Annotated in this window: 24 protein-coding genes; 7 read left to right on the forward strand and 17 right to left on the reverse strand. The window is 47.9% G+C overall.

Annotated elements, in window-relative coordinates:
• Window positions 1-153: 153 nt before the first annotated feature.
• From RWJ96_RS05660 to RWJ96_RS05685, 6 genes are all read right to left on the reverse strand, one after another.
• Complete coding sequence (locus tag RWJ96_RS05660) at window positions 154-951, reverse strand: YebC/PmpR family DNA-binding transcriptional regulator (RefSeq protein ID WP_035428351.1); 798 nt, start codon at window positions 949-951, stop codon at window positions 154-156.
• 208 nt (window positions 952-1,159) lie between these two features.
• On the reverse strand, window positions 1,160-2,077 hold the full coding sequence (locus tag RWJ96_RS05665) for a 1-phosphofructokinase family hexose kinase (protein ID WP_314019389.1): 918 nt from the start codon (window positions 2,075-2,077) through the stop codon (window positions 1,160-1,162).
• 139 nt (window positions 2,078-2,216) lie between these two features.
• On the reverse strand, window positions 2,217-3,722 hold the full coding sequence (locus RWJ96_RS05670; RefSeq protein ID WP_314019390.1) for a PTS fructose transporter subunit IIBC: 1,506 nt from the start codon (window positions 3,720-3,722) through the stop codon (window positions 2,217-2,219).
• Window positions 3,723-3,967: 245 nt separating this feature from the next.
• Window positions 3,968-4,936 (reverse strand): ROK family protein, encoded by a 969-nt coding sequence (locus RWJ96_RS05675; RefSeq protein ID WP_314019392.1) that lies wholly within the window; start codon window positions 4,934-4,936, stop codon window positions 3,968-3,970.
• Between the two features lie 8 nt (window positions 4,937-4,944).
• Complete coding sequence (locus tag RWJ96_RS05680) at window positions 4,945-5,946, reverse strand: D-alanine--D-alanine ligase (RefSeq protein WP_314019394.1); 1,002 nt, start codon at window positions 5,944-5,946, stop codon at window positions 4,945-4,947.
• Between the two features lie 2 nt (window positions 5,947-5,948).
• Window positions 5,949-7,247, reverse strand: coding sequence for a PLP-dependent aminotransferase family protein (locus tag RWJ96_RS05685; RefSeq protein ID WP_314019396.1), 1,299 nt, complete (start codon window positions 7,245-7,247; stop codon window positions 5,949-5,951).
• 194 nt (window positions 7,248-7,441) lie between these two features.
• Here RWJ96_RS05685 and RWJ96_RS05690 point away from each other — a divergent pair, with 194 nt between their 5' ends.
• Window positions 7,442-8,998: a carboxypeptidase M32 gene (locus tag RWJ96_RS05690; RefSeq protein ID WP_314019398.1), complete on the forward strand. Its 1,557-nt coding sequence runs from the start codon at window positions 7,442-7,444 to the stop codon at window positions 8,996-8,998.
• Window positions 8,999-9,059: 61 nt separating this feature from the next.
• Complete coding sequence (gene mscL / locus RWJ96_RS05695) at window positions 9,060-9,509, forward strand: large conductance mechanosensitive channel protein MscL (protein ID WP_314008397.1); 450 nt, start codon at window positions 9,060-9,062, stop codon at window positions 9,507-9,509.
• Window positions 9,510-9,625: 116 nt separating this feature from the next.
• On the opposite strand, the gene RWJ96_RS05700 is transcribed toward mscL, so the two are convergent.
• The 7 genes from RWJ96_RS05700 to RWJ96_RS05730 form a co-directional block, all read right to left on the reverse strand.
• The gene (locus RWJ96_RS05700) at window positions 9,626-10,813 is read right to left on the reverse strand and encodes a hypothetical protein (protein ID WP_314019401.1); all 1,188 of its coding nucleotides are present in this window, start codon (window positions 10,811-10,813) and stop codon (window positions 9,626-9,628) included.
• 99 nt (window positions 10,814-10,912) lie between these two features.
• Window positions 10,913-11,911: a mannose-6-phosphate isomerase, class I gene (manA, locus tag RWJ96_RS05705; RefSeq protein ID WP_314019402.1), complete on the reverse strand. Its 999-nt coding sequence runs from the start codon at window positions 11,909-11,911 to the stop codon at window positions 10,913-10,915.
• Window positions 11,912-12,086: 175 nt separating this feature from the next.
• Window positions 12,087-12,701 carry a hypothetical protein gene (locus RWJ96_RS05710; protein WP_035428333.1) on the reverse strand — a complete coding sequence of 205 codons (615 nt, stop codon included), beginning with the start codon at window positions 12,699-12,701 and terminating at the stop codon, window positions 12,087-12,089.
• 85 nt (window positions 12,702-12,786) lie between these two features.
• Entirely contained in the window at window positions 12,787-13,407 is a 621-nt protein-coding gene (locus RWJ96_RS05715; protein ID WP_314019404.1) for a TetR/AcrR family transcriptional regulator, read from the reverse strand.
• Window positions 13,408-13,649: 242 nt separating this feature from the next.
• Complete coding sequence (locus RWJ96_RS05720) at window positions 13,650-13,898, reverse strand: hypothetical protein (RefSeq protein ID WP_035428329.1); 249 nt, start codon at window positions 13,896-13,898, stop codon at window positions 13,650-13,652.
• 109 nt (window positions 13,899-14,007) lie between these two features.
• On the reverse strand, window positions 14,008-14,427 hold the full coding sequence (locus RWJ96_RS05725) for a helix-turn-helix transcriptional regulator (protein ID WP_232215517.1): 420 nt from the start codon (window positions 14,425-14,427) through the stop codon (window positions 14,008-14,010).
• Window positions 14,428-15,560: 1,133 nt separating this feature from the next.
• Entirely contained in the window at window positions 15,561-16,049 is a 489-nt protein-coding gene (locus tag RWJ96_RS05730) for a prepilin peptidase (RefSeq protein WP_314019405.1), read from the reverse strand.
• A 217-nt stretch (window positions 16,050-16,266) separates the two neighbouring features.
• Between RWJ96_RS05730 and pth2 the strand changes: the two genes are divergently transcribed.
• Window positions 16,267-16,707: an aminoacyl-tRNA hydrolase gene (pth2, locus tag RWJ96_RS05735; RefSeq protein ID WP_035428325.1), complete on the forward strand. Its 441-nt coding sequence runs from the start codon at window positions 16,267-16,269 to the stop codon at window positions 16,705-16,707.
• A gap of 87 nt (window positions 16,708-16,794) precedes the next feature.
• Here the strand turns inward: pth2 and RWJ96_RS05740 are convergent, their stop codons facing one another.
• Window positions 16,795-17,244: a hypothetical protein gene (locus tag RWJ96_RS05740; RefSeq protein ID WP_314019407.1), complete on the reverse strand. Its 450-nt coding sequence runs from the start codon at window positions 17,242-17,244 to the stop codon at window positions 16,795-16,797.
• Window positions 17,245-17,348: 104 nt separating this feature from the next.
• On the opposite strand from RWJ96_RS05740, the gene RWJ96_RS05745 reads away from it, so the two are divergent.
• Together RWJ96_RS05745 and RWJ96_RS05750 are read left to right on the forward strand one after the other, a co-directional pair.
• Window positions 17,349-18,830: a DUF1846 domain-containing protein gene (locus tag RWJ96_RS05745; RefSeq protein ID WP_314019409.1), complete on the forward strand. Its 1,482-nt coding sequence runs from the start codon at window positions 17,349-17,351 to the stop codon at window positions 18,828-18,830.
• A gap of 107 nt (window positions 18,831-18,937) precedes the next feature.
• Complete coding sequence (locus tag RWJ96_RS05750; protein ID WP_314019411.1) at window positions 18,938-19,789, forward strand: glycoside hydrolase family 25 protein; 852 nt, start codon at window positions 18,938-18,940, stop codon at window positions 19,787-19,789.
• A gap of 47 nt (window positions 19,790-19,836) precedes the next feature.
• Here the strand turns inward: RWJ96_RS05750 and RWJ96_RS05755 are convergent, their stop codons facing one another.
• A complete protein-coding gene (locus RWJ96_RS05755) occupies window positions 19,837-20,310 on the reverse strand; it encodes a hypothetical protein (RefSeq protein ID WP_314019412.1) in 474 nt (157 codons plus the stop codon).
• 150 nt (window positions 20,311-20,460) lie between these two features.
• Here RWJ96_RS05755 and RWJ96_RS05760 point away from each other — a divergent pair, with 150 nt between their 5' ends.
• Both RWJ96_RS05760 and RWJ96_RS05765 read left to right on the forward strand, forming a co-directional pair.
• Window positions 20,461-21,483, forward strand: coding sequence for an asparaginase (locus RWJ96_RS05760; protein WP_314019414.1), 1,023 nt, complete (start codon window positions 20,461-20,463; stop codon window positions 21,481-21,483).
• A 3-nt stretch (window positions 21,484-21,486) separates the two neighbouring features.
• Window positions 21,487-22,392: an EamA family transporter gene (locus RWJ96_RS05765; protein ID WP_314019415.1), complete on the forward strand. Its 906-nt coding sequence runs from the start codon at window positions 21,487-21,489 to the stop codon at window positions 22,390-22,392.
• 100 nt (window positions 22,393-22,492) lie between these two features.
• On the opposite strand, the gene RWJ96_RS05770 is transcribed toward RWJ96_RS05765, so the two are convergent.
• Entirely contained in the window at window positions 22,493-23,008 is a 516-nt protein-coding gene (locus tag RWJ96_RS05770; RefSeq protein ID WP_314019417.1) for a ferritin, read from the reverse strand.
• A gap of 172 nt (window positions 23,009-23,180) precedes the next feature.
• Window positions 23,181-23,990: ATP-binding cassette domain-containing protein (locus RWJ96_RS05775; protein ID WP_314019419.1), on the reverse strand; the 810-nt coding region annotated here is incomplete at its 5' end.

Here is a 23,990-nt window from a genome sequence, read left to right on the forward strand (position 1 = left end):
GTTCTGACAGCTTTATCGTCACCCAAACAAAAAGCCCCGCTAGCAAGCGGGGCTTTGAAGTGCAGTTTTGTCGCGCCTGTCGCGCGCCGGGCGTCGCGCTCTTCGCGCTCGTTGCGCGGCGCGGCGCACGTCGCGCGGCACAGACCAGAGAGCTTACTCCTCCTCGAGAGCAGCAGCAATCTCGTCGGTGATGTTCATGGTGCTGTAGACGTTCTGAACGTCATCGAGCTCGTCGAGCTTATCGATAAGACGCTGGACCTTCTTTGCATCAGAAACGGAGACGTCAGTTGGGGTGGTTGGAACCATAGTAAGCTCGGAACCCTTAACCTCAATGCCCTGAGCCTCGAGGCCCTTCTGGACATCCTGCATCTTGTCGTATGCAGTCCAAACAATCCACTGATCGCCAGCGTCCTCGTAATCGTTTCCGCCAGCCTCGGCAACTGCCATCATGAACTCGTCCTCGTCGACAGCGTTCTCGCGGTCAGCAACCTTCTTCTCCTCGGAGACAATAACCTTGTCAACTGCGATGGAGCCCTTGCGCTCAAACTGGAACGCAACGGAACCAGCGGTACCAAGATTGCCGCCGGAGTGGGTAAATGCGGAACGAACGTCTGCTGCGGTACGGTTCTTGTTGTCAGTCAGGCAGTCAACGTAAACTGCGACACCTGCAGGACCGTATCCCTCGTAAACGATCTCCTCGTAAATGGCAGCATCAGCGCCAGCGCCAAATGCCTTATCGATAGCGGCCTGAATCTTTGCGTTAGGCATGGAAACCATGCGAGCACGGGCAACAGCGGCAGACAAGCTAGCGTTGTTGTCCGGATTTGGGTCGCCACCCATCTTTGCAGCAACAGTAATGTTGCGGGAAAGCTTAGAGAACAGCGAGGAACGCTTAGCGTCGATAGCTGCTTTCTTGTGCTTGGTTGTGGCCCACTTAGAGTGTCCGGACATTGCACTCTCCTTCTTTAGAGTTTCGAAAACCTAATTATCACATTAGCCCTTATACGTTACACGAAATCAAGAAGCGAGAAAAGACTTATTTTGCAGATATGGAGACTTGCGCACGCCTGACGCCGAGAAACCCGTGGGCTCGCAAGCCTGCGCACCTCCACGCAAGTCCGCGCACCATCGCACACCTCCACGCGCAACACGTCCGCTCCTACTCCACCAGCTCAACGTGGATGGACTCCGCAATCTTCTCGACCAGCGCAAAGTCGCCCAAGCCAGCGCTCATCGCAACGTTTCCGCCGGTAGCCATCGCGCGCATCAGAGCCTTCTCGACAGCCGACGGATCCTCAAGCCAAATTGACATGAAGCTTGCCAGCGTCGAATCGCCCGCGCATGCCGTCGAAAGCACCTCTACCTGCGCAGCATTTGCGTGCCAGACGTGCTCACCGTTGAAGAAGTACGCGCCTTCGCCGCCAAGCGTGAGCAAGATGTTCTTTGCTCCGCGTTCGTGAATCTTGTGAAGGGCGAGAAGAACGTCGGCCTCGTTATGGACGTCGACACCAAAGATCTCTGCCACTTCTTCGTCGTTTGGCTTGATGAGCAGCGGTTTTTTCTCGACAAGTTCTGCAAGGTGTTTATGTGATATGTCCAGGACCAGCTCAGCGCCGCGCTCATGACAAAGATCAAAGAGTTCATCGTAGAAGGTTGGATCCATCTCAGGAGAAAGCGAGCCAGAGACCACCAGCACATCCAGGTCGGGGGCAGTACGCAGCAGCTCAAGCATCTCGTCTTGCTTGGAGCGAATAACAGGAGCGCCTGCATTAGGGAACTTGAGCTCGCCTTCTGGTGTGGTCACAAAAATGTTTACGCGGGTGATGCCATCAATCCACACAGGCTTGACCGGACAAATCTTAGATGCCTCTTCAACAATATAGTTGCCCGAGAAGCCGCCAAAAAATCCCAGGATAGTGGACTCAACGCCGTAGTGAGCAAGCGTAAATGAAACGTTCAGACCCTTGCCGTTTGGTGTGTAAACAGCGTCGGTTGTGCGGTTGACGTGCGTATAAGAAGGAACTCCCGAATTGACGTTCATGTCGATTGCAGGATTAGTGGTAAGTGTGTAAATCATCAAAGCTCCCTCTGAAACAAATATGGACCCGACGAAATCGCCGAGTCCATATTTTACTTCGATTATCTGAGTCTGCACCCAAACTGTACGTAAATTCTGGGCAAAACTCAAACGACGCCGAGTGTGCTAAGCGTAACGCTTAGCCCTCGACAATCTGGTTGCCGTTCTTGCGGTACTCGTATGCCTTGAAAGCAACAAAGAGAATACCACCAACAACAGCGCCGATGAGAATGGCAAGAACCCACTTGAGGCCGCCATCGACAACGGGAAGAACCAGGAAACCACCGTGAGGTGCTGGGTCGTGGACACCAAAGAGCAGCGTCAGGATGGAGCCGATGGAAGAACCGATCATCATGATAGGCATGACAGGCCAAATGTTCTTGGTCATGAATGGAATAGCGCCCTCGGTAATGTGGGTGCAGCCAAGAATGAAGTTGACCAGACCAGCGTTGAAGTCGGACTTGGTGAAGTACTTCTTACCAACAACGACAGCAAAGGTGGTGATCAGTGGAGGAACAATACAAGCAGCAGAAACTGCAGCCATAAAGTTGGTACCAAACTCATAAGTTGGGGTACCAACACCGGCAGCAAGAGCCTCGGTCAGAAGAGCAGTACCGGTGACGTAAGCTGCCTTGTTGACTGGGCCGCCCATGTCAAATGCGCACATGCAACCAATTGCAAGACCAAGGACAATTGGACCAGAAGCAGAAAGGCCGCGCAGGAAGTTCATCATGCCGGTGTTGATTGCTGCCATAGGACCAGAAATACCCAGCATAACCAGGCCAACAATGGTGGTGGAAAGCAGTGGGTACAGGAAGATTGCCTTCAGGCCATCAAGGTTCTTTGGAAGACCTGCAAGGAGCTTCTCAAGACCAACGATGACATAACCGGCAAGGAAGCCGCCAACAATACCACCCAAGAAGCCAAAACCAACGCCAGCGCCACCAGCATCAATCATGCCAGTGTTAGGGTTGATTGGAAGACCCTGGATAGCAATCATACCTGCAACAAAGCCAGGAACAAGAGCAGGACGCTTGCCAATAGACTCTGCAATGTAAGCAGAGAGAACTGGAACCATAAGGCCCATTGCAATGCCGCCGATGATCTTGAGCATGGCAGCAAAGCTGTTGTAGTCAGGTGCAGTGGAGCTGAAGGAAGTAATACCCCAGAGGAATGAAACAGCCGTCAGAACACCACCAGCAACAACAAAGACCAGCATGTGGCTAACGCCGTTCATGAGGTGCTTGTAGATGATGTGGCCTACAGACTCCTTCTCAATAGTGCTTGAGACTGGAGCGTCGTCTGCCTCTGCAAGCTCGCCCTCAGGCTGAGCAACAAGAGCGCGGTCGATAAGACCCTCTGCATCCTTAATAGCTGCAGTAACACCAACATTTACCATTGGTTTTCCGGCAAAACGCTCAGCCTGAACGTCCTTATCGGCAGCAACAACTACTGCCTTGGCGTTCCTAATTTCAGCTGCGGTGAGCTCGTTCTCTACACCGACCTGGCCGTGCGTCTCAACCTTAATGGTAAGACCTTTAGCTGCGGCGGCCTTCTCAAGGGCCTCCTTAGCCATAAAGGTGTGCGCAATACCGGTTGGGCAACCAGTAGCAGCAACGATGTCATACTTTGACTCGTCAGCCACAGCACTCCCCTTTCATCCTAGTGCTCGGAACTATTCCAAACACAACCAAAAAAGCTGCTCAATGTTAGCACTGAGCAGCTTTGACAACTACGTTTTTACATAAATTGTAATCAGAAAATTATGTTATTGAACGTACTTTCATTTAGTACAGCGTTTATGACAAAAACTTTGATGTTTTTCTCGCCAAGAGCCCTCACGTACGTACCCTTTTCCAGACGAGAAGATCATGCGCCAAAAACTTGCTTCTACTCAGCGCTCTCCTGGCCAAAACGCTCTTGCCTCAGGCGCAGCGCCTCGTATGCGCAACCATACATTGCAGCCTGATTGCCCAAGCTCGCAGCCTCAATACGAGCGCCCTTGCTTACCGGTAGAGCGTACTGCTCAAAACACTCGCGAAGCTCGGTAGCAAACGTTGCAAACGAACCCGCAACACCGCCTCCAATCAAGAACATGGCAGGATCAACTACGCACGAAACCTGCGCCATAGCAAGACCCAGGTAGTGGCACATCTTATGGATAGCAAGGGTTGCGCACTCATCGCCTTGAGCATGAGCCCTAAACACGGACACCGTATCAGTCTCGTGCTCAATAGTCACAGGAACAACACCTCGAGAAACGCATTCCTCCAGGTACAGGCGGACAACACCCTTAGCAGAAGCATACTGCTCCAGGCAACCGTGGCGACCACAACCGCAGGTCAACGTCTCTTCTGGCTCAACAATGATGTGACCAATCTCACCGCCCGCGCCAAAAGCACCCGCAGCAAGCTTGCCGTCTACAACAACACCTGCACCAACGCCGGTGCCCAGCGCTATCAGCACAAACGACGGCACACCCACGGCAACGCCAGCCCACGCTTCGCCCAGAGCAGCGGCGTTAGCATCGTTGACGAACGCAATGGTTGCGTTTGGCAGGCACATAGTAATTGCCTGCACCAATCCCTCAGGATCAATGTCTACATTGGCGAGAAGACCAACGGTTCCGTCATCTGCAACAGGACCTGGAATATCCAAACCACATGCAATAACATCGTTACGACTTGCTTTTTGGCCATGAACAATCAGCTTAATAGCATCGGTTACCGTCTGATAACCGCCCTCGTTATCAAGTGCGGGCGTCTTGACCTTCTGCTCAGAAAGCAGCTCTCCCTCTGCAGAAAAAAGTCCCAGTTTGATGGTGGTACCACCAACATCAATGCCCAATACGTATTCCATAAAACCCCCTAGTTGCCGCGCTTAAGCGCGCCCTCAACAAGTTGCGCAAGAACGTCTTCAACAGCGCATCCTGCAGCCTCAATAGCCATTGGAACAAGGGAGGTCTCAGTGAGTCCTGGGAATGTCTTCAGACCCATGACCATAACGTGATGTCCATCCCAAATAAAATCAATACGAGCAAGATCTCTGCAGCCATAAGCGGTGTATACCTCAAGAGCCGCGCGCTCAAGAGCCTCACGAGCAGCAGCTGGATCTGCACCAAGTGCCGCCAAAGACTCAGGACGAACTGGACAGAAGTGCTGAATACGCTCTGGATCAAGACGAGCATCCGTGTCGTAAATACCCTTGGTCACTGAAATCTCTACTGGTGGCAGGGTTTTTTCGCCATCTGCGTCAGAAAGCACGGTAACACTTACTTCAACGCCATCAACCCACTGCTGGATAATGACGGAGTCGTCAAAACCAAGTGCGCCGAGAAGTGCTGGTCCAAGCTGGTCAGCGCTGTCAACCTTAGAAAGGCCCATAGCAGAGCCGCCGTGAACAGGCTTGACCACAAGAGGGAAGCCAACGCCACCGCCCAAGCGCTCAGGAACCAAGTCCAGAGCAGCTGCAGCGCCAAGGTCTTTGAATGCGCTTGCGGTCAGTACAATCTGAGGAGGCCAGATGACCTCGGACTCATCCTTTGACCATGCCTGACGCACAATAAACGGCATGTCAGCCTTATTCCAGGCAGCCCTACAAGAAGCTGGTCTTGAACCTACATACGGAATCTTGAGGAACTCCAAAAGCGCAGGTACTGCACCATCTTCTCCGCCCGCGCCGTGAAGGCACACAAACGCAACATCGGGCTTCTTGGCACGAAGGGTGTCTACCAGGTGCGCATCAGCATCAAGTGGTAATACCTCATAACCACGCTTCTCCAAAGCCTCAGAGACAAGAGCTCCACTTTTGAGCGAGAAGTTCCTCTCAAATGAGGCTCCACCCATAATGACAGCAACTTTTGTAGCCATACTTAACACTCCCTTGCAGAGGATTGAGATTCAGAATGAGAAGACTCAGGTAGAGCGCCCGCCTCTAGGAATGCGCGATACAGCGCCATGCGATCTTGGACGCACAAAGACAGCCTGCGGATTGCCTCGTGGATGCGCTCTGGCGTCTCAAATGAGTAGCACAGACGCATACTTGAACTAATACGCTGGTCAGGATAGCAATAAACACCTGGTACAAAGGCAACTCCCTCTTCAATTGCACGAGGAAGCAACTGCTCAGTATTGAGGTATGGCGGGAAGGTTACCCACAGGAACAAACCACCCTCTGGCTTAGTCCAGGTAACGTCTTTGGGGAAGAACTCTGCAAGCGCTGCGAGCATGGCGTCTTTTCTCTCTTTATAGCGAGACTTAGACACCTCAAGCGCTGCCTGCCAATCAACCTCATTGAAGTAGTGCTCGGCAAGAATCATGTTAAAGGGGCTGGTACAAAGGTCAGAACCAGATTTAGCAAGGTTGATACGCTCAAGGAAGTGACGAGGTGCAACCATCCATGCAAGACGCAGTCCAGGAGCAAAAATCTTTGACGTGGTTCCTAGATAAATGACACTTGGATCAAGCGTCTTAAGGCGTGTTAGATCTTCTCCCTCAAAGCGGATAAGACCATACGGATCATCCTCAACAACAGGGATGTTGTACTGGTGCGCCAGCTCAAGAAGGCGCAGACGCCTTGGCATAGACATGGTGATGCCGGCAGGATTGTTAAAGTTAGGAATAACGTAGATGAACTTAGGCTTTCTGCCTTGGTCTGCAAGCTCTTTAAGCTTTGTCTCGAGAAGATCTGTCCTAATGCCTTCTTCGTCCATATCAATGGTGTGAACAGTAGGCTCGTATGCAGAAAACGCCTGGAAAGCACCAAGATAGCTTGGACCCTCACAGATGACGTCGTCTCCTGGATTTAAGAAAACGCGACCCAAGAAATCAAGCGCCTGTTGAGAACCAGAAGTCAAAATCATCTCGTCAGGATCAGCCTCGACGCCCTGAGCAGCTAAAATCTTGCAGATGGTCCTTCTGCACTCAATGCGGCCATCAGAATTGCCGTATTGAAGAGACCTAAGTCCCTCAACAGCAACGCAGCGTCGAGCGCACTCTGCAACCTGATCAAGCGGCAGCGAAGAAATGTCTGGCAGACCACCAGACAGCGCAATAACACCTGGACGAGACAGGGCCGCAAACAAATCTCGCACTTCGCTTTTTCGCATGGTTTGAACGCGATCTGCGTACAGATCACTCCATACGTCAAACGAGATTCTGCTGTCATCCATAGAACTCTTACTCCTTACAAGCCATCTTTGGACAAAATTGTGCCGAAAAGATGTGCTTATTGTTTTAGGACGTAGTCTTTTTAGTATCGCTCAAATATCAATAAATAACAGGGTAAAATATGACGCAATTGCTAAACGGTTTCTGTTGACCGGTAAAATAACTGGTCACACCTATTTTTGTAGAGAGGATTTTTATGGACAGCGCACATAACACTGTTGAATTGAACGCAGCGCTTTCAAATCCCCGCGATGATATCGCTAAACTTGATGAACTTGAGAAGAAGCTCTTTGCTCTCAACTACGCAGCTAATGAGATTGGCTCTTTTGGACCATGTATCGATCCAAAAAAGGCTGCTGAAGAGCGCGGAGAAGCCCTGGCAATCCTTGGTGAACAGGTCCAGGAAACCCTCTGTGATCCTGCTGTTGGCGCACTGCTTGATAGACTTCACGAGAACCGCGCTCTGCTTGATGAGACTCATCGCGCACAGGTTAAAATTCTTCGCCGTGATAGAAGCCAGCTGGTAGATGTCCCCGTTGAGCTTCAGAGTAACTTTGTCCGCCTTACCACAGAGGCTAACGAGGTCTGGGAGCAGGCAAAGAGCAGCGATGACTGGTCACTCTTTGCACCAAAACTGGACGGCCTGATTGAGCTCCGCAAAGAGATGTGCCAGGCCCGAGACGCTTCCAAAGATCCCTATGACCTGTTGCTTAGCGATTTTGAGCACGGCACCAACAGAGAGTTCTACAACACCTTCTTCAATAACGTTAAAGAAGTGGTAGTTCCTCTGGTTGCTGATTGTATGGCTTCTAAGCGTCAGCCAAGCACTAAGCCTCTTGAGGGTAAGTTTGATGTCAACCGTCAGTGGGACCTTGCAAAAGACCTGGTAAAGCTCCAGGGTCTTGACGAGGACGCTTATTGGCTTGGCAAAACTGAGCACCCTTACACCGGTGGCCCTGGTATCGGCTTTGTTATGGTTGCCAGCCATGCTTACGAGAATAACGTTCTCTCCAATGTTTATTCCATGCTGCATGAGAACGGTCACGCCCTCTACGAGCAGGGCATTAACTGGGAGTACCGCTTTACCTCTCTGAGCACCGGAACTTCTATGGGTATGCACGAGTCCCAATCTAGGTTCTTTGAGAACTACGTTGGCCTTTCTGAGGCATTTGCCGAGCCTCTGATACAGCTTATGCGCAAGCATTTCCCTGGCCAGCTTAATCGAGTCACTGCCTTCCAGCTCTTCTCGGCAGCTAATAAAGTACAGCCAAGTCTCATCCGTACTGAGGCAGATGAGCTCACCTATCCTCTGCACATCCTCATCCGTTACGAAATGGAGCAGGCACTTTTGTCTGGCGAGATTACTGCAAAGGATGTCCCAGCTCTTTGGGCCGAGAAGTACAAGCAGTACCTGGGCGTTACGGTTCCAAGCAACACCGAAGGTGCTCTTCAGGATGTTCACTGGTCATGGGGTGAGTTTGGCTACTTCCCAACCTATGCTCTTGGCAGCGCTTATGGCGCACAGTACAAGCACGCCATGATTGCTGAGGGCATGGACTTTGACGCCGTCTGTGCATCAGGAGACCTAGCACCTATCAAAGAGTGGCTGGGCAGTCGCATTTGGACCTGGGGCCGAGCAAAGGACTCTAAGGAGCTCATCATGGGTGCATGCGGTGAGCCTTTTGACGTCCACTACTACACCAAGTATCTAACTAATAAATACTCTCGCATCTATGGTCTGGCCAGCGCATAAGCGCACGCCGTAGGCGCGAGTGGAAATACCTGTCCTCTATTAACTACACGAAAGGGATGAAATGAAAAAGTTTGTCGAGGAGTTTAAAGAGTTTATCCAGCAGGGCAATGTTATGGACATGGCTATTGGTATCATCATTGGCGGCGCATTTACCGCTATTGTTACCTCCCTTGTCAATGACATCATCAACCCATTTATTAAGCTGATCTCTGGCGGTGGCACCGAGGTTTCTGGTCTTTCTATTCCAGTTCCTGGCACCCAGAACGGCATTGACTTTGGTGCGTTTATCAGTGCAATCATCAACTTCCTGATCATTGCATTCATTGTCTTCTGCATGGTTAAGGCCCTCAATAAGTTCATGAAGGCTTCCAAGCTTAAGAAGGACGAAGAAGAAGCTGGTGAAGAGGTTGCAGCTCCACACTGCCCACACTGCCTTGAAGAGGTTAAAGAAGGCGCAACTCGCTGCCCACACTGCACTGGTGAGATTGAGGGTGGCGCACACGCTGCGTAACATCAGCATTCTGCTGAAAAGCACGCTTTTTTACACGCGTAAAAGGTTAGCAAGAAAAAAGCAGGCATATCATATGCCTGCTTTTTTGTTACTAAAAGAAACCAGAAAAGGCTGGGTTATTTCTTACCTGAGCCGCCCTTGCCGCCGCCACCATTTCCAGATGAGCTGCCGCCATTTCCTGAAGAGCTACCGCCATTACCAGAACCAGAAGAAGTAGGAGTTACTAGCTTATAGCCACCCTTACCATCTGGCTGCCAAGGGAACTCTGCCTTTGGTGGATACTCATATTTAGCCCAATCATCCTCACGGTGATTAAGGAGGGCAAACTTAAGAGTAAATCCAGGAGCATCAATACTGAGAAGCTTTTTATTTTCCGCAGTAGTGTATAGAACAGACTTAGATATCTGTTCAGTTTCTGAAAAGCCCTGAGCAAGAATGGGGAAAGAAAGACCATCTGCCGAAGGCTCTTCTGCAACAATCTGAATAGGAGAAACGCTACCGTCTGGATAGAACAGTGCAGCAGCTCCATCCTTATGAGCAGAGAAGGTATACGCTCCGCCAGAACCCTTATTCATAGACTCAATCTGATCACTGGTCAAATCTTCTTTAGAACCATCTGCATAGTGCAAGCCAAAGAGATAATACGTACCAGGAATGGTGGCAGCAAAATTGATTACCTGTCCTTCAATATAAGCTATCTGTGAAGTATCGTCTGGATTGTCAGAAAGTTTTTTGAAATTAAATGTAATTTCGCTCTTGGCATCACTGTACTTCAGATAGTTGTTGTCGTCCTTATCAAAAAGCATTGGCACACTATCGCCATCATCATACGTACATTGAATGGCAATAGTTCCTTTTGCTTCCCACTTACCATCATTCTTCACACCTTTAAAATTATGCATGAAGAAAGTGCCGTCTTCTTTGAATGAATAGTAAAGAACGGTTCCATCGTTATAGCCCTGATTAAGCATGCCACCATGGTCAAAGGTTTTGCCTTCCTTTGATCCACCTTTAGTTCCAACGCCATTGTCAACACACCAGACGCCAGTAATAATCTTAGAAAAATCTCCGGTTAGCGTTGGATGGTCTGGAATCTCTTCAAGCTTCACAAAATCTGACTGAGAAGGTGCATCACCAGTACCGCCTTGACCGCCATTCTGAGGATCTTGACCAGCTCCACCAAGAATAGAATCAGGGTTTAAGATTGCCTGCATCACGTCACTATTACAAGCAGCAAGCGTGCTGGCAGCACCGCCTGCAGCCAATCCAGCAAAAGCGCGACGAGTAATCATCTCTTTATTCATACGTTCCTCCTATAAACGTATAAAAGGCTCAACTTTTTATATTCTACTTGAAACGAGTCAAATGTTACACATTAAGCTGCATTCGACTTATGTATCATCCTACTTTGTATGAGGAAGATGAGAGGTAATCAATGTCATAGTGCCCGTAAAGCGCAGGCTACCAGAAGATGCAGGTGCAATAAAATGCGAACCCTTGCAAATCCTATGCTCTTCTCCGTTGCCGCCGTCAGCGCAAACCGTACCTTCTCCCTCAATGACACTTATGCACATAAACGGCCATGGCTGAGCAATAGTTTTTGCCTCATGAATCTCATATTTTTCTACCGAGAAGTACTTGCAGCTCATAAGTTCAGTTTTGCCATCAATTTCTGGAGCAGTAATTTCTCCAGATGTTGGAGCCTTCTGAGCGTAATCAATAACCTCTAAGCTCTGTGCCAGATGCAAGTCACGAGGCTTGCCATCGTCTCCTAAACGATCATAGTCATACACACGGTATGTAATATCTGAGCTCTGCTGCGTTTCAAGAATAAGCGTGCCCGTTCTAATGGCGTGAACGGTTCCAGGATCAATCCTAAAGAAATCTCCAGCCTTGATAGGAACGTAATTGAGCAGTTCAGACCACTTTCCCTGCTCAACCATGGCTGCAAACTCTTCTTTTGAGGAAGCGTTCTGACCAACAACAATATCGCCATTCTCTTTTGCATCAAGAATGTACCAGCATTCAGACTTACCAAGCGAGCCATTCTCGTGCTCTGCAGCATACTCATCATCTGGGTGAACCTGAACAGAAAGGTCATCTTTTGCATCAAGAATCTTAATAAGGAGTGGAAAGCGATCTCCCTCTGCATTACCAAAGAGCTCTCGATGAGTTGTCCAGAGCTCGGAAAGAGTGTTTCCTTCAAAGGCACCAGAGGCAACTTCACAGTCTCCGTTAGGATGTGCGCTGATTGCCCAGCACTCTCCTACTGCACCTTCAGGAATGTCATAGCCATACTCTTCAGCAAGCCTTCTGCCGCCCCAAATCTTATTGTGAAAAAGAGGTTTTAAAAAGATAAAATCGTTATATGACCTGTCTGTGTTTTTATCTAAATCTAGCATCGTAGCTCCTTATATGTAGTGCATATATGCTTTTCTAATAGCTAACAACTCTATAGTCTAACGGATTCTAATAACTTAACACTGACTCATTTAACTGCTTTTGACGGGGTTTCTCGCTAACAAAAAAGGCTCAGCTAAAAAGCTGAGCCTTTGCAATCAACGAACTAAGTGAAACTTAGAACATAACGTTGAAGGAATCCATGCTGTAGTCAGAACCATAAAGAGCAAGGATGGTACCACGAACAGTTGCGGATGGATCCATCTTTACACCTGGGTCAAAGAATGCAAAGCCCTTGGTAGTTGCGTTAGGAGCTGCGTTAACAAACAAGCTCAGCTCATCCTTGCCAATAGCGGTGTCGGTGGTCTGAATGAAGATGTTGGTATCGGTCTTGTTAACAACCTCAACCAGATAGCCGTTGGAGTTCTCAAAGTCAACACCAATGCCGGTAACGGTAACGGTAATCTTATCGGTGTCGATAAGAACCTCAGTCTTATCGCCAGTCTTCTTAATATCATCAACGTACTTCTGAACGTTGGTAACCTGCTCTGAAGTGTTGTGCTTATCCATCAGAGTGTTATAGAGGTCCTTAGAGTCAGAGTCACCAGCACGAGTATCTGAAGGCTTGGTTGCGGTATTTGCATCAGGTGCAGTCTGCTGTTGCTGCTGTTGCTGCTGACCACCGCCAGTAGTGGTTCCTGGATCAGCAAGATTTGGAATAAGATTGCAGCCAGCAAGTGCAAGAACGGCAGAAGCGGATGCTGCTACGAGGCCGAGCTTATTGAACTTCATAAAGGTCTCCTTCGGGTGATTTATACCTTGTAAGAGGATAACGGAAATAAGTAGATATTGTCAATTTTTATGCATAGATGAACACTTAATGCTCTGCAACTAAAGCCTTGATGCCACCTTGCGTAAACATCACTGCAGAATTAATGTGACCGTCAGCCTCTTCACGAGTCTCATCATTTTTAAGAATATTGACAATGGTGGTCATTTCAGTTTGAGCAAGCCAGGTAATAATAAACTCATCATAGGGTTTAACCTGTGCAACGTTAGGATAAAGAATAGCTCTGATGGTTGCAGAGATAACCTCGGTCAACTCTTCAAAGAAATAGGCAACATGTGGGTTTTCTCGATTATTCACAAGAATCTGCGCCACGTACCTATTGCCGTACAGAAGGTCCAAGAATTTCTCGAGCGTTTCTTTATCACCCAAAGGAGTGTCTTCAAGATTTCTTTCGCCAGAGACCAGCAGATGATCTTTGTAATCCTCAAGAATCTGAATTGCGCCTTCAGTGACAGGAATCAAAACATTCTTAAAGAGGTCCTCTTTGTTATCAAAGAAGAAATAAAGAGCGCCCGTGGTAACGCCTGCATGTGCACAAATCTGTCGAAGTGAAGCTTTATCGTATCCCTGTAAAGCAAACTCTTGCTCTGCGGATTTAAGAAGTCTGTGACGAGTGTCGCAACTTTCTGTTTGTGGTCGCCTCGACATTGCTGTCGCTCCTTTATAAATGTTTTAAATCCCCTTGTAATAAGGAGATTCCCCCAAATCAATACTACCTTTTTTAAGGGGAACATATAACAGAAAGTTAACTAATTATGCAGAAATCTATAATCGTTACATAACAACTATTGTGATATTTACTTAATTCTTTGATATTGATTAGACGAGAAACACGTCAGAGGCATAATAAAACCCTGCTATGTTACATAACAGGGTTTTAAGACATACCGTTAACCCAAATTATCCTTACGCTTAATAAATTCTCCGCAGATATATGACTTCCTTAGATACTCGCGATTAAACGGATCTTTGACGGGAACAAAATCCTCTGGAGACTTAGCAAAGTGCATGGCGAAAAGCTCATGGATATGTGGATCAGCCAGCAAATAGCCGCGCGAGCAGTACGCCTGATACATCTGGGCGTCCTCGTTAAATTTGAACGAGCTAAAAGCGCAGTCTGAACAGTGTAGTCCAGCCATCTTGCACATCTCCTACTCTTCAGATAGCCCCATGCAATCTGAACAACGCTGAATCATACGCGTATACAGCAAGTATGGCATTGAAAACAATAAAAATAGTCAAAAATACTTATTCGACGCCAAGAATTTCCGGGAGCGTGTAATCTGAACCGTTCCCCGAGGAAACAACAGGTTGAAGGTATTCTCTATTGTCATTTCCGTCATGCATAACAGTAGGATTTGGAAGATTAACACCCTCGGCTAAATTCTTCTTCTGCATCTCTGTAAGCTCCACGCCAGCATCAACAAGATCTTTAAGATGCTCAACCCAGAGTTGATCAAGACTTAAGGAGAAAAAGTCAGCGATAACCTTTGCTTTATCAAATGAAGGCCACTTACGGCGCTCGGTGCAAATATAAGAGACATACGCACGTGACCAATGTGAGAATTCGCACAGGTCTACCTGGCGCTTGCCACTTTCTTGTAACAACCTTGCTACTGTCCTACCCAAACCTGGGTCGGTCTTTTTGGTAACACCTGCCTTAGCCATCTCACAGCCCCATCTGCTCAAACGATGCCTTAAAAACATGCGTATGTTTTATGCATAGTCTCGTGCTGTTACCGTATCATACTACACTAAAATATCTTCAGATACAATTTGTTATGTTGTTTTACAAGCGGAAATTTAAAGAAAATTGCATACCTGTTACGTAAATAAATCGTAAGTGACTTTTCTGTCTGGGATTAATTGGCTATACAAAAGATATGCAAAAATCAATTCCTCTATGCAAAATAATGTATTGGCATTTTTTCTGCGATAACAAAGAGTCTCTATATGAACTGCCTCCCATTTCTTGGACACGAGAAATAGGAGGCAGTTCAAAACACACCTAAGTCGGATAATCTGTCAAAAAGACGTATACATGACGCTGAAAATAGCTAAATCATGCAGATTATCATCATTAGATGTGTAAAATGCCCACATCTGAGCAGAATATCCGACTTAAGTGTGTTCCGTAGGTGCGAAATTTACCTATAGTTAAATATTTTATATGACGCTATTCATTTTATAGCATATTAGGTTAAGTTTATGCATAGAGATGCATATCGGGTAGTGCGACCACCTAGCAGCCTAGCTATCTTGATTAAAAACATGTCGATTCTTCGGCAGAACCTACCAAAGCTGCGCTATTTTGTCTGCCAGGACTAAAAGCCGACGCTAACACGCTGCAGAATCATAATCACCCGCATATGGACTGCCTCCCATTTCTTGGACATAAGAAATGAGAGGCAGTTCAATGCCATCTGGCTTTTAAGATTTTGGATGATCCATGCAGCTGGTTTCTGGCACGTATAAAACCACAGGAAAATAGCTTAGTAGCTGTATATTTACTTTTAAATACTTGAAATAATGGGTATATCAGAAGCAGAGCTTCTTGCTCTTAAAGGTTGCCATGAGGCAGGGCGACATGTGTGCGACCACGTTAATAGTCGTCCTGCCTCCATGGCATACGTTGCCTCGCATAACGAGAGATCTGAACAGTCGGGGCCATTCAGTAATGAAATTGAGTGTTGGGGGTACTCAATCTCTCAACGCAACGTGTAAACTATTGATAGCAGAAAAAACTTTTTATATATTCGGGAATTAGAAGAATTTTTAAATTCATATAACACTTCCCGATTTTAGCGTAAAAATAGCGCAAGTGCCACACCAAATCCAAGAAATGGCGCAAAAGGAAATGTATACATAAATATACTATCTGAACTGGTAATTTCTTCTTTATTTCTGTCTTCTCTCTTTAAAAATTTACGCCAAATAAAGAACAGAAAGGAAAACATAACACCTAAAATATTTGCTAAAAATAAAAAGACAAATGTCTCTTTTATTTCAAGATAAAGGCATGTTGAGAGAATAAGTTTAATATCTCCCCCTCCCAGAGAAGACATATGACCTATAAATTTTGTAACTATACCTACTGTAATCAGTACACCTATAACAAAGAGCTCACTCCATAATGCATTCATCAGTAACTCAGCGGGTTTTTCATTTGCGGCAAGCCAAATAGGCCATAAAATAACGAGCAAAATAGGGATTCTATTTGGAATAGTGCGATTTCGCATATCCGATATTGAAGCCCAGATATACATGACAAAAATAACCAACTCTCTCATAGACACCTCCTCAGTCAACCATAGCAACATAGACAAGAATCAACTTTCTACTCAGGTGCCGTTATTTAACTTATTGATGTAACAAGCTGAACATTCAACGTTCTTCTCGCCGCTCTTGGTTTTAGAGAGCCTTTTTGATCCTTCGAGATTTACTTGCGACAAAAATCGGAAAGCCGTGAATGGTACACTTAGCACTCAGTTTCTAGAAAGGTTTTTCATGCCAAGTTCTTCATATAAATCAAAACAAATGATTGTTATTCGTCGCGATCTTAAGATGCGAAAAGGTAAAATTGCCGCTCAGGCAAGCCATGCATGTGTTGAAGCCACGCTGATGGCACTTGCAAAAGAGCGTCGACTTGATCAGGTTCGTGTTACCGATGATCAGAATTGGGTCTATTTGGACCATGCTGACGAAGATACCTCTGCAATCACTAACTGGTTTGATGCTGGCGTTGCAAAAGTATGTGTCTATGTTGATTCTGAAGAAGCGTTGCTTGAGCTTGCTGTCGAGGGAAAAGCTCGTGGTTTTGTCGTGGCCCTTATTAGGGACGCGGGCTTTACCGAGTTCCATGGAGAACCAACATTTACCTGCCTGGCATTTGAGCCACTGGCTGCAGAAGATATTGATCCGTTAACGGGCGAGCTGCCTTTATACTAGGCGCTCTACCTTTGTACTAGGCAATCTGCCTCTGTACTAGAAAGCTGCCTCTGTACTAGTGAGTTATCTCTGTACTAGCGAGAATACCTACATCAAGAAGGTATGGCTCATAACCTCGTCAAAGATAGTGGTAACTACAAACATACCAATTGAGGCATAAAGGATTGCTGCCTGCCAAGAAAGGTGATTGGTCTCGATTTTTGAAATACGAGGATCAAGCTTTCCTTCTTTAAGGCTGATGGGGTCATCAATATCGCGCGTAAAGCCCATCTGACGGTCCTCGTACTCTTTTCCACTAAAGAGCAGACCAACGCCGCAAGCAATAATTCCCAAAGAAGAAATGACGTACATAACACGGCGCACCCAGTCGATGCCCGTAAACATATCCATACCGCTGGTAAAGTACGCAAATGCAAAGATAACAGCACTCATTCCAGCCGCTGCAAGACAACCATAACCAAATGCACGCAAAGCACTCAGTGCCAGCTCTTTGAACTTCTCGCCACGAGAAGGTGTTTGTGAAAACTTGCTATCCATACACAACTCCTTGGTTGTTTATTTGTTTTCTGTATAGCTTATAGCGTATAGGAAGTCTTTGCTTGATGATACAATTTCTACAGTAAATCTTGGCAGGAGGACGCATGCGTATCGGCTTTGATAACGAGAAGTACATCACTATGCAGGCGGATCGAATCCACCAGCGTATCAGTGAATTTGGCGGCAAGCTCTACCTTGAGTTTGGCGGTAAACTGCTCGACGACAACCACGCTTCTCGCATCCTCCCTGGATTTGCTCCAGATGCAAAAGCTCAGATGCTTCAGCAGCTTGCTCACGAGGCAGAGGTTGTCTTTGCCATCAACGCAAACGACATTGAAAACGGCAAGCGCAGAAGCGATATTGGCGTTACCTATGCCGATGACGTGCTCAGGCTTATGGACATCTTCCGTGCTCGCGGCCTTGCTATTGGCGGCGTTGTCATTACGCAGTACTCTGGTCAGCCAAAGGCTAAGGCCTATCGTGCGCGCCTGGAAAACATGGGCATTGCTGTGTATCGCCACTACCCCATTGAGGGCTACCCTTCCAATATTGACCTCATTGTCTCGGCGGAGGGCTACGGTAAAAACGAGTACGTAAAGACTACGCATCCTTTGGTAGTTGTAACAGCACCTGGTCCTGGCTCTGGCAAGCTTGCCGTTTGCCTTTCACAGCTCTACAACGAGAATGCCCGTGGAGTCCGTGCAGGCTACGCTAAGTTTGAGACTTTCCCTGTCTGGAACCTCCCGCTCAAGCACCCCGTAAACGTTGCCTACGAGGCAGCTACGGCAGACTTGGGCGACAATAACATCATTGATCCCTATCACCTTGAGGCTCACGGCGAGGTTACTGTTAACTACAACCGTGACGTCGAGGCATTCCCCGTGCTCAAGGCCATGATGGAGAAGATTGCAGGCACAAGCCCCTATCAGTCTCCAACCGATATGGGTGTCAATATGGTTGGCAACTGCATTATTGATGATGAGGTCTGCCAGGAAGCTTCAAAGGCAGAGATTGTACGCAGGTGGTTTAGGGCTGCCGAGAAACTCGAGCGTACGGGTATGGGTGAGCGTGAACTCACCAAGATTAATCTCTTGATGAAAGACGTTAACGTTGACCAGAACTTCTCGCCAGCTCATACTGCTTGTCTGCACAAAGCAGAAGAGACAGGAAAGCTTGCGGGCGCCATGGTTATGCCTGACGGCTCCATTATTACCGGCAAGACTTCGGAGCTTTTAGGTGCGCCGGCGTCGCTTTTGCTCAACGCCCTCAAATACGTAGTTGGCATTGAGAAGAAGACGTTTATTGTCTCGGACGAGGTCTTAAGGCCTATTTGCGCACTAAAAGAGAACAACTTTAAACTAGCTCGCACTAGCCTTTGCGCTGACGAGATGCTCATTGCGCTCTCTATCAGCTCAATTACCAATCCGTTGGCCGGAAAAGCCGTTGATGCCACGCAACTACTCCGCGGATGTGACGCGTACTTCTCGTCAATTATTCCAAGCGATGACGAGTCCATCTATCACAAGCTGGGCATTAACGTGTGTTGCGAGCCAATTTTTGAACAAGGACAATTCTTTCACCAGTGATTTTTAAGAGCTCACATAAAAGCAAGAAAACGAGAAACTCTACGACTCGTTCTAAAACTAAACACACACCTGCTTCTGCAAACGCTTCAAAACGTAAGCAGCAGGCGATGCATACTTTTGAGAAAAATTCCCAGAACAATCCTGTTGTCACATGGGGACTCATTACGCTGGCCATTGTATTTGTGCTGGCATTGTTGCAATCGTGCCAGGGACTTTTCTCCCTCTCTTTTGACAACAACCTGATCATCAAAAACGAAGTTCCCTATGAGTGGAAAAACCTCACCTATGATGCAACGGGACGTGCGCATTATGTGGTGGACGGAGAAGAGCTCACACGCACGGGCGTTGACGTCTCTTCTCACCAGGGGCTTATTGACTGGGAGGCCGTTGCTGCCGATAACATTCAGTTTGCCATGCTTCGCATTGGCTACCGCGGCTCCACCGAGGGTGGTATTCGCGCGGATGAGCTGTTTGAGACCAATCTAAAGGGTGCGCAAAGCGCTGGTCTTGATGTAGGTGTGTACTTCTTCTCGCAGGCTATTAACGTGGAAGAAGCTCGCGAGGAGGCCGCTTTTGTTTTGCAGCAGCTAAGGGAAGCAGGAGTTACAAAGCTTGCTCTTCCTGTTGCGTTTGATCTGGAGCCTTCTCCCGATTACAGCGGTCGCGCCGACAACCTTTCCCCCGCAGAAACTAACGCAATTGCGCGTGCGTTTTGCACCACAATTCAAGAAGCGGGATACCGCGTTATTGTCTATGGCAACAAAGTTGATTTGAATCGCTTTGATCTTGTCTCACTTGACGAGCCCATCTGGCTGGCACAATACGTTGATCAGCCAGACGTAAACTTTAACTTTTTGATATGGCAATACACCTCAACAGGACAAGTTGACGGTATTACCGGCTCAGTTGATTTGAATCTGGACTTCTCAGGCGTCTCTACAAGCAAGAGCTCAAAGTAGAGCTGCCACGCCCGCCACAAATGCTAAACGCGCCGCAGCCCGTAAGGCTATCCGACGCTCACTGAACCAGTCAGGGTAACGGTAGGATCAAGCGCCTGAGCATGCGCAAAAGCGCCTCCTGGGCTACATGAACTTACCAGCGTAAACACTACCCACAAGATGATGGCTGCAAGCAATACTGCCAGCGCCACACGACCCAGCCTCATGCGAGAAGAACGACGTCTCCTAGCCGCATATGCTGCCTGGGCTTCATCTCTGGGGTTGAGCGTGCCATAGTGATTGCCGTAAGCAGTTCTTGCTCGACCACGTGCACGGGCGGCATCTGCACGGGCATGGTTAACGGGATTTGTTGGGCGATCTTGCGTCATCCTACGCTGCGCCTGTGCACGGCTTCCAACAGCTGCGTGACGACCTCGTACCGCACGTGGAGAAGTAGAAGACTCCCCATTACGGGAGACAGTAGGTGGAACCTGAGTTGGACGCTTTTTCTTACCAAAACCAAAGAGGTTGTTCTCTGCCATCAACAATCCTTGCTAAAAGATTCGTTTACCAAAAAAAGAATACACCGACTTTGCTTTTCTCGCCCTGAAAAGCATCTATCCCGTTACAATAAAGCGCTATACAGACTTATTTTCTGTAAAGTCTGCACAATTGGAGTTCATGGGGGACGTGTGAAGAAACTTTTACTGATGGCAACAGGAGGAACTATTGCTTCTGTTTCCACTGAATCGGGCTTGGCTCCCTCACTTTCAGGAGAAGAGCTTTTGGCCAACGTCCCTCTTGTTCATGATCTCTGCGAATTTGATTTCAAACAAGTCATGAATATCGACAGCACCAATATGCGCCCTCAAAACTGGCTCCAGATCAGAGACGCCATCATTGAGTCATACGATGCCTACGACGGCTTTATTATCCTTCACGGCACCGATACCATGGCATATACTGCCGCTGCCCTCTCCTACCTCATTCAAAATAGCGAGAAACCCATTGTGCTCACAGGCTCTCAACAGCCAATGGCAAATCCGTTTACCGACGCCAAACTCAACCTCTACCACTCCGTTCTCTACGCACTCGACGACAGAAGCGCCGGAGTTGTGGTGGTTTTTGGCAACGAGGTTATTGCCGGCACCCGCGCTCATAAACAGCGCACGCTGAGCTTCAATGCATTTACGAGCATGAATTATCCACCGCTTGCCCATATCCGTGGCAACAAGATTATTCGTAGTGCGCCAAATCAAGAGCAGGTAGATGGCGGTCTTACAACCTATGAAACGCTCAATACGCGTGTCATTGTGCTTAAACTGACCCCCGAGCTTAATCCATCTATCTTCTACCTTCTGAAGAATGACTACGACGCTATTGTGCTTGAAACCTTTGGTATTGGCGGCATCCCCTCATACGACGGCTCTTTTGAGAAAGCTATCACCGATTGGATTGCGTCTGGTCGCACTGTAGTTATTACCACACAAGTTCCTGAAGAGGGTCTTGACCTGGGTGTGTATGAGGTCGGTAGAACCTATCAAGATATGCCCGGCGTTCTCTCTGGAGACGATATGACTACCGAAGCTCTGGTTGCAAAAACTATGTGGATGCTTGGTCAGACCTCCGATCAACGAGAGCAAGAAAAACTGTTCTACCAGGTAATTTGTAACGACAGAATTCCACAGTCCGTGGATACAGAAATTTGCGAGTAGCCGATGAGAGACGCCACATTTAAACCTACCGTGCTCTACCTAATTGCGCTTATCATCTGCGGTTCTAACGGAATCGTTGCAAGCTTTATCAATCTTCCTAGCTATCAAATTGTCTTCTTCCGTATGCTTTTGGGCACGCTCTTTTTGCTCGCGGTTAAGCTTGTACAAAAAGAGGCTTTTACCATTCAAAACTACCCCAAGGACTTCCAGGCACTCATTGGATCAGGCATTGCCTTGGGTCTTCAGTGGACCTTTCTTTTTGAGGCGTATCGCCTGGTAGGCGTTGGTATTGCAACGCTTGAGTACTACTGCGGACCCGTTATTGTAATGGCGCTCTCTCCCCTTTTATTTGGCGAGAAACTCACTGCTAAAAAGATACTAGGATTTCTTGTAGTTGTTATTGGAGCTGCCCTTATTATTGGCTATGGAGTTGGACTGAACCTCTCGCCAGTTGGTCTTCTTCTAGGCGCTCTCTCTGCTGTTCTTTATGCCGTCATGGTTATTTGTAACAGGCAGCTCAAAGATGTTTCTGGTATTGAAGGCACCAGTATTCAGCTGGGCATTGGATGCGCTATTGTTGCTCTAGTTACTGTTGTATTCCACGGTATTGAGCTGCCCGCGGATCCAGCATCAGTAAATTGGCTTGCCGTTTTGACCATCGGCCTCTTTAACACAGGCCTTGGATCATTTTTGTATTTCCCACAACTTACCAAGATTCCTGTTCAGCGCGTAGCAGTCTTTGGCTACCTTGAGCCACTATCTGCAGTTATTTTCTCGGCACTTATCCTTGGCGAGCCTTTTGGTCTTCTCAAAATAATAGGCACCGCCTGCATCATAGGCGGTGCCATCTTTGCTGAGCTATCAGGCGCCTCTTCGAACAAATCAGAGGTTATTGAAACTCCACTGTAGCGTTTAAGCTGCGAGCAAGCCACGCGTACAAGCTGCCGCACACCCGTGTGCAGGTCGCGCTTAAGCTGCTGTCGCAAACGAGCTGCGCTTAAGCTGCTACTTACATTGGCATAGTAGGTGCTACAAAGACGCGAGCAGCGTTCTCGCGATCAAGGTCATACAGGTTCTTTGGATCTCCACCAAAGATCTCTACTGCCTTGAGAAGATCGGAAGCATTTGCTTCTTCCTCGCCCTGCTCCTTAACGTACCAGTCAAGTAGCTGCATAGTGCGGAAATCGTTTGCCTTCTGAGCAACGGCATAGCACTCGTTAATGCTTGCGGTAATGAACTGCTCGTGCTCGTATGCTGCCTTGATTGGCTCAACTACCTTGGAGAAGGTAAGGTCTGGCTTTGCGATTGCCTCCATGGTTGGAGTCCAATCGTTATCAAGCAGGTAACGACGAAGAATACGTGCGTGAGCAAGCTCTTCCTGAGACTGGATGACATACCAGTTTGCAAAGCCCTTCAGGCCCTGCTCCTCATAGAAATCTGCAAAGGTCAGATACAGATAAGCGGAATAGAACTCTTTGTTGATCTGCTGAGTAAGGATGTTACCAACGTTTGTGTCAAGTGCCATGTTCTTCTCTTTCCTCGTAACCTTTATCTCAAAAAAATGAGAAGCTCTTTGGCTTCTCATTTTTGATACCCAGTTGTTAGTCTCTTAAACAGATTGCACAAAATCTTAACGATAAAAATAGTTACTATTTTTATCTTCTATTTGAATGCGCTGCGCTTGTGCCACCTATACGTTAGTCGCGGGTGAGCTTGCGGTGAATGCGATGAGGACGAGCAGCCTCCTGACCAAGTCTTTCAATACGATTGGCCTGGTAAGCCTCAAAGTTACCCTCAAACCAGAACCACTTGCCTGGGTTCTCATCGTCGCCCTCCCACGCAAGGATGTGCGTAGCAATACGATCCAAGAACCAACGGTCATGGCTGGTAACCACCGAGCATCCTGGGAAGCGCTCAAGTGCATCCTCAAGGCTTTCCAGCGTCTCAATATCGAGGTCATTGGTAGGCTCGTCCAGAAGCAGGAGGTTTCCACCCTGCTTAAGCGTAAGGGCAAGGTTTAGACGGTTCCTCTCGCCGCCAGAAAGGACGCCAGCACGTTTTTGCTGGTCAGGTCCTTTAAAGCCGAAGCTAGCCACATAGGCGCGGCTTGGAATCTCGGTGTCTCCTACCTTGATGAAATCATTGCCGTCAGAGACAACCTCCCAGATAGTTTTGTCTGGGTCGATTCCCTGCCTGAGCTGGTCAACGTAAGAAATTTGAACCGTCTCGCCAATCTCAAGCGTGCCAGAAGTGAGCTCCTCCTGGCCAACAATGGCCTTGAACAGCGTAGACTTACCAACACCGTTAGGGCCAATCACGCCAACAATGCCGTTTCTTGGCAGGCTAAACGAGAGGTCGTCGATAAGAACGCGGTCGCCGTAGGCCTTGTGGATGTGATCGGCCTCCAGGACCTTCTGGCCCAGACGCGGACCCACAGGAATCTGAATCTCGGTGAAGTCGAGCTTCTTGGATGCGCGAGCTTCTGCTTCCATCTGCTCATAGCGATC

It is taken from the genome of Lancefieldella parvula, assembly GCF_963547875.1.
Classification (GTDB): Bacteria; Actinomycetota; Coriobacteriia; order Coriobacteriales; family Atopobiaceae; genus Lancefieldella; species Lancefieldella parvula_D.

Excerpts from the sequence above, each read along its gene's own strand:
- RWJ96_RS05660 (WP_035428351.1), bottom strand. The coding sequence starts at position 951 with ATGTCCGGACACTCTAAGTGGGCCACAACCAAGCACAAGAAAGCAGCT.
- RWJ96_RS05665 (WP_314019389.1), bottom strand. The coding sequence starts at position 2,077 with ATGATTTACACACTTACCACTAATCCTGCAATCGACATGAACGTCAAT.
- RWJ96_RS05675 (WP_314019392.1), bottom strand. The coding sequence starts at position 4,936 with ATGGAATACGTATTGGGCATTGATGTTGGTGGTACCACCATCAAACTG.
- RWJ96_RS05680 (WP_314019394.1), bottom strand. The coding sequence starts at position 5,946 with ATGGCTACAAAAGTTGCTGTCATTATGGGTGGAGCCTCATTTGAGAGG.
- RWJ96_RS05685 (WP_314019396.1), bottom strand. The coding sequence starts at position 7,247 with ATGGATGACAGCAGAATCTCGTTTGACGTATGGAGTGATCTGTACGCA.
- RWJ96_RS05690 (WP_314019398.1), top strand. The coding sequence starts at position 7,442 with ATGGACAGCGCACATAACACTGTTGAATTGAACGCAGCGCTTTCAAAT.
- mscL (WP_314008397.1), top strand. The coding sequence starts at position 9,060 with ATGAAAAAGTTTGTCGAGGAGTTTAAAGAGTTTATCCAGCAGGGCAAT.
- RWJ96_RS05700 (WP_314019401.1), bottom strand. The coding sequence starts at position 10,813 with ATGAATAAAGAGATGATTACTCGTCGCGCTTTTGCTGGATTGGCTGCA.
- manA (WP_314019402.1), bottom strand. The coding sequence starts at position 11,911 with ATGCTAGATTTAGATAAAAACACAGACAGGTCATATAACGATTTTATC.
- RWJ96_RS05710 (WP_035428333.1), bottom strand. The coding sequence starts at position 12,701 with ATGAAGTTCAATAAGCTCGGCCTCGTAGCAGCATCCGCTTCTGCCGTT.
- RWJ96_RS05715 (WP_314019404.1), bottom strand. The coding sequence starts at position 13,407 with ATGTCGAGGCGACCACAAACAGAAAGTTGCGACACTCGTCACAGACTT.
- RWJ96_RS05720 (WP_035428329.1), bottom strand. The coding sequence starts at position 13,898 with ATGGCTGGACTACACTGTTCAGACTGCGCTTTTAGCTCGTTCAAATTT.
- RWJ96_RS05725 (WP_232215517.1), bottom strand. The coding sequence starts at position 14,427 with ATGGCTAAGGCAGGTGTTACCAAAAAGACCGACCCAGGTTTGGGTAGG.
- RWJ96_RS05730 (WP_314019405.1), bottom strand. The coding sequence starts at position 16,049 with ATGAGAGAGTTGGTTATTTTTGTCATGTATATCTGGGCTTCAATATCG.
- pth2 (WP_035428325.1), top strand. The coding sequence starts at position 16,267 with ATGCCAAGTTCTTCATATAAATCAAAACAAATGATTGTTATTCGTCGC.
- RWJ96_RS05740 (WP_314019407.1), bottom strand. The coding sequence starts at position 17,244 with ATGGATAGCAAGTTTTCACAAACACCTTCTCGTGGCGAGAAGTTCAAA.
- RWJ96_RS05745 (WP_314019409.1), top strand. The coding sequence starts at position 17,349 with ATGCGTATCGGCTTTGATAACGAGAAGTACATCACTATGCAGGCGGAT.
- RWJ96_RS05750 (WP_314019411.1), top strand. The coding sequence starts at position 18,938 with ATGCATACTTTTGAGAAAAATTCCCAGAACAATCCTGTTGTCACATGG.
- RWJ96_RS05755 (WP_314019412.1), bottom strand. The coding sequence starts at position 20,310 with ATGGCAGAGAACAACCTCTTTGGTTTTGGTAAGAAAAAGCGTCCAACT.
- RWJ96_RS05765 (WP_314019415.1), top strand. The coding sequence starts at position 21,487 with ATGAGAGACGCCACATTTAAACCTACCGTGCTCTACCTAATTGCGCTT.
- RWJ96_RS05770 (WP_314019417.1), bottom strand. The coding sequence starts at position 23,008 with ATGGCACTTGACACAAACGTTGGTAACATCCTTACTCAGCAGATCAAC.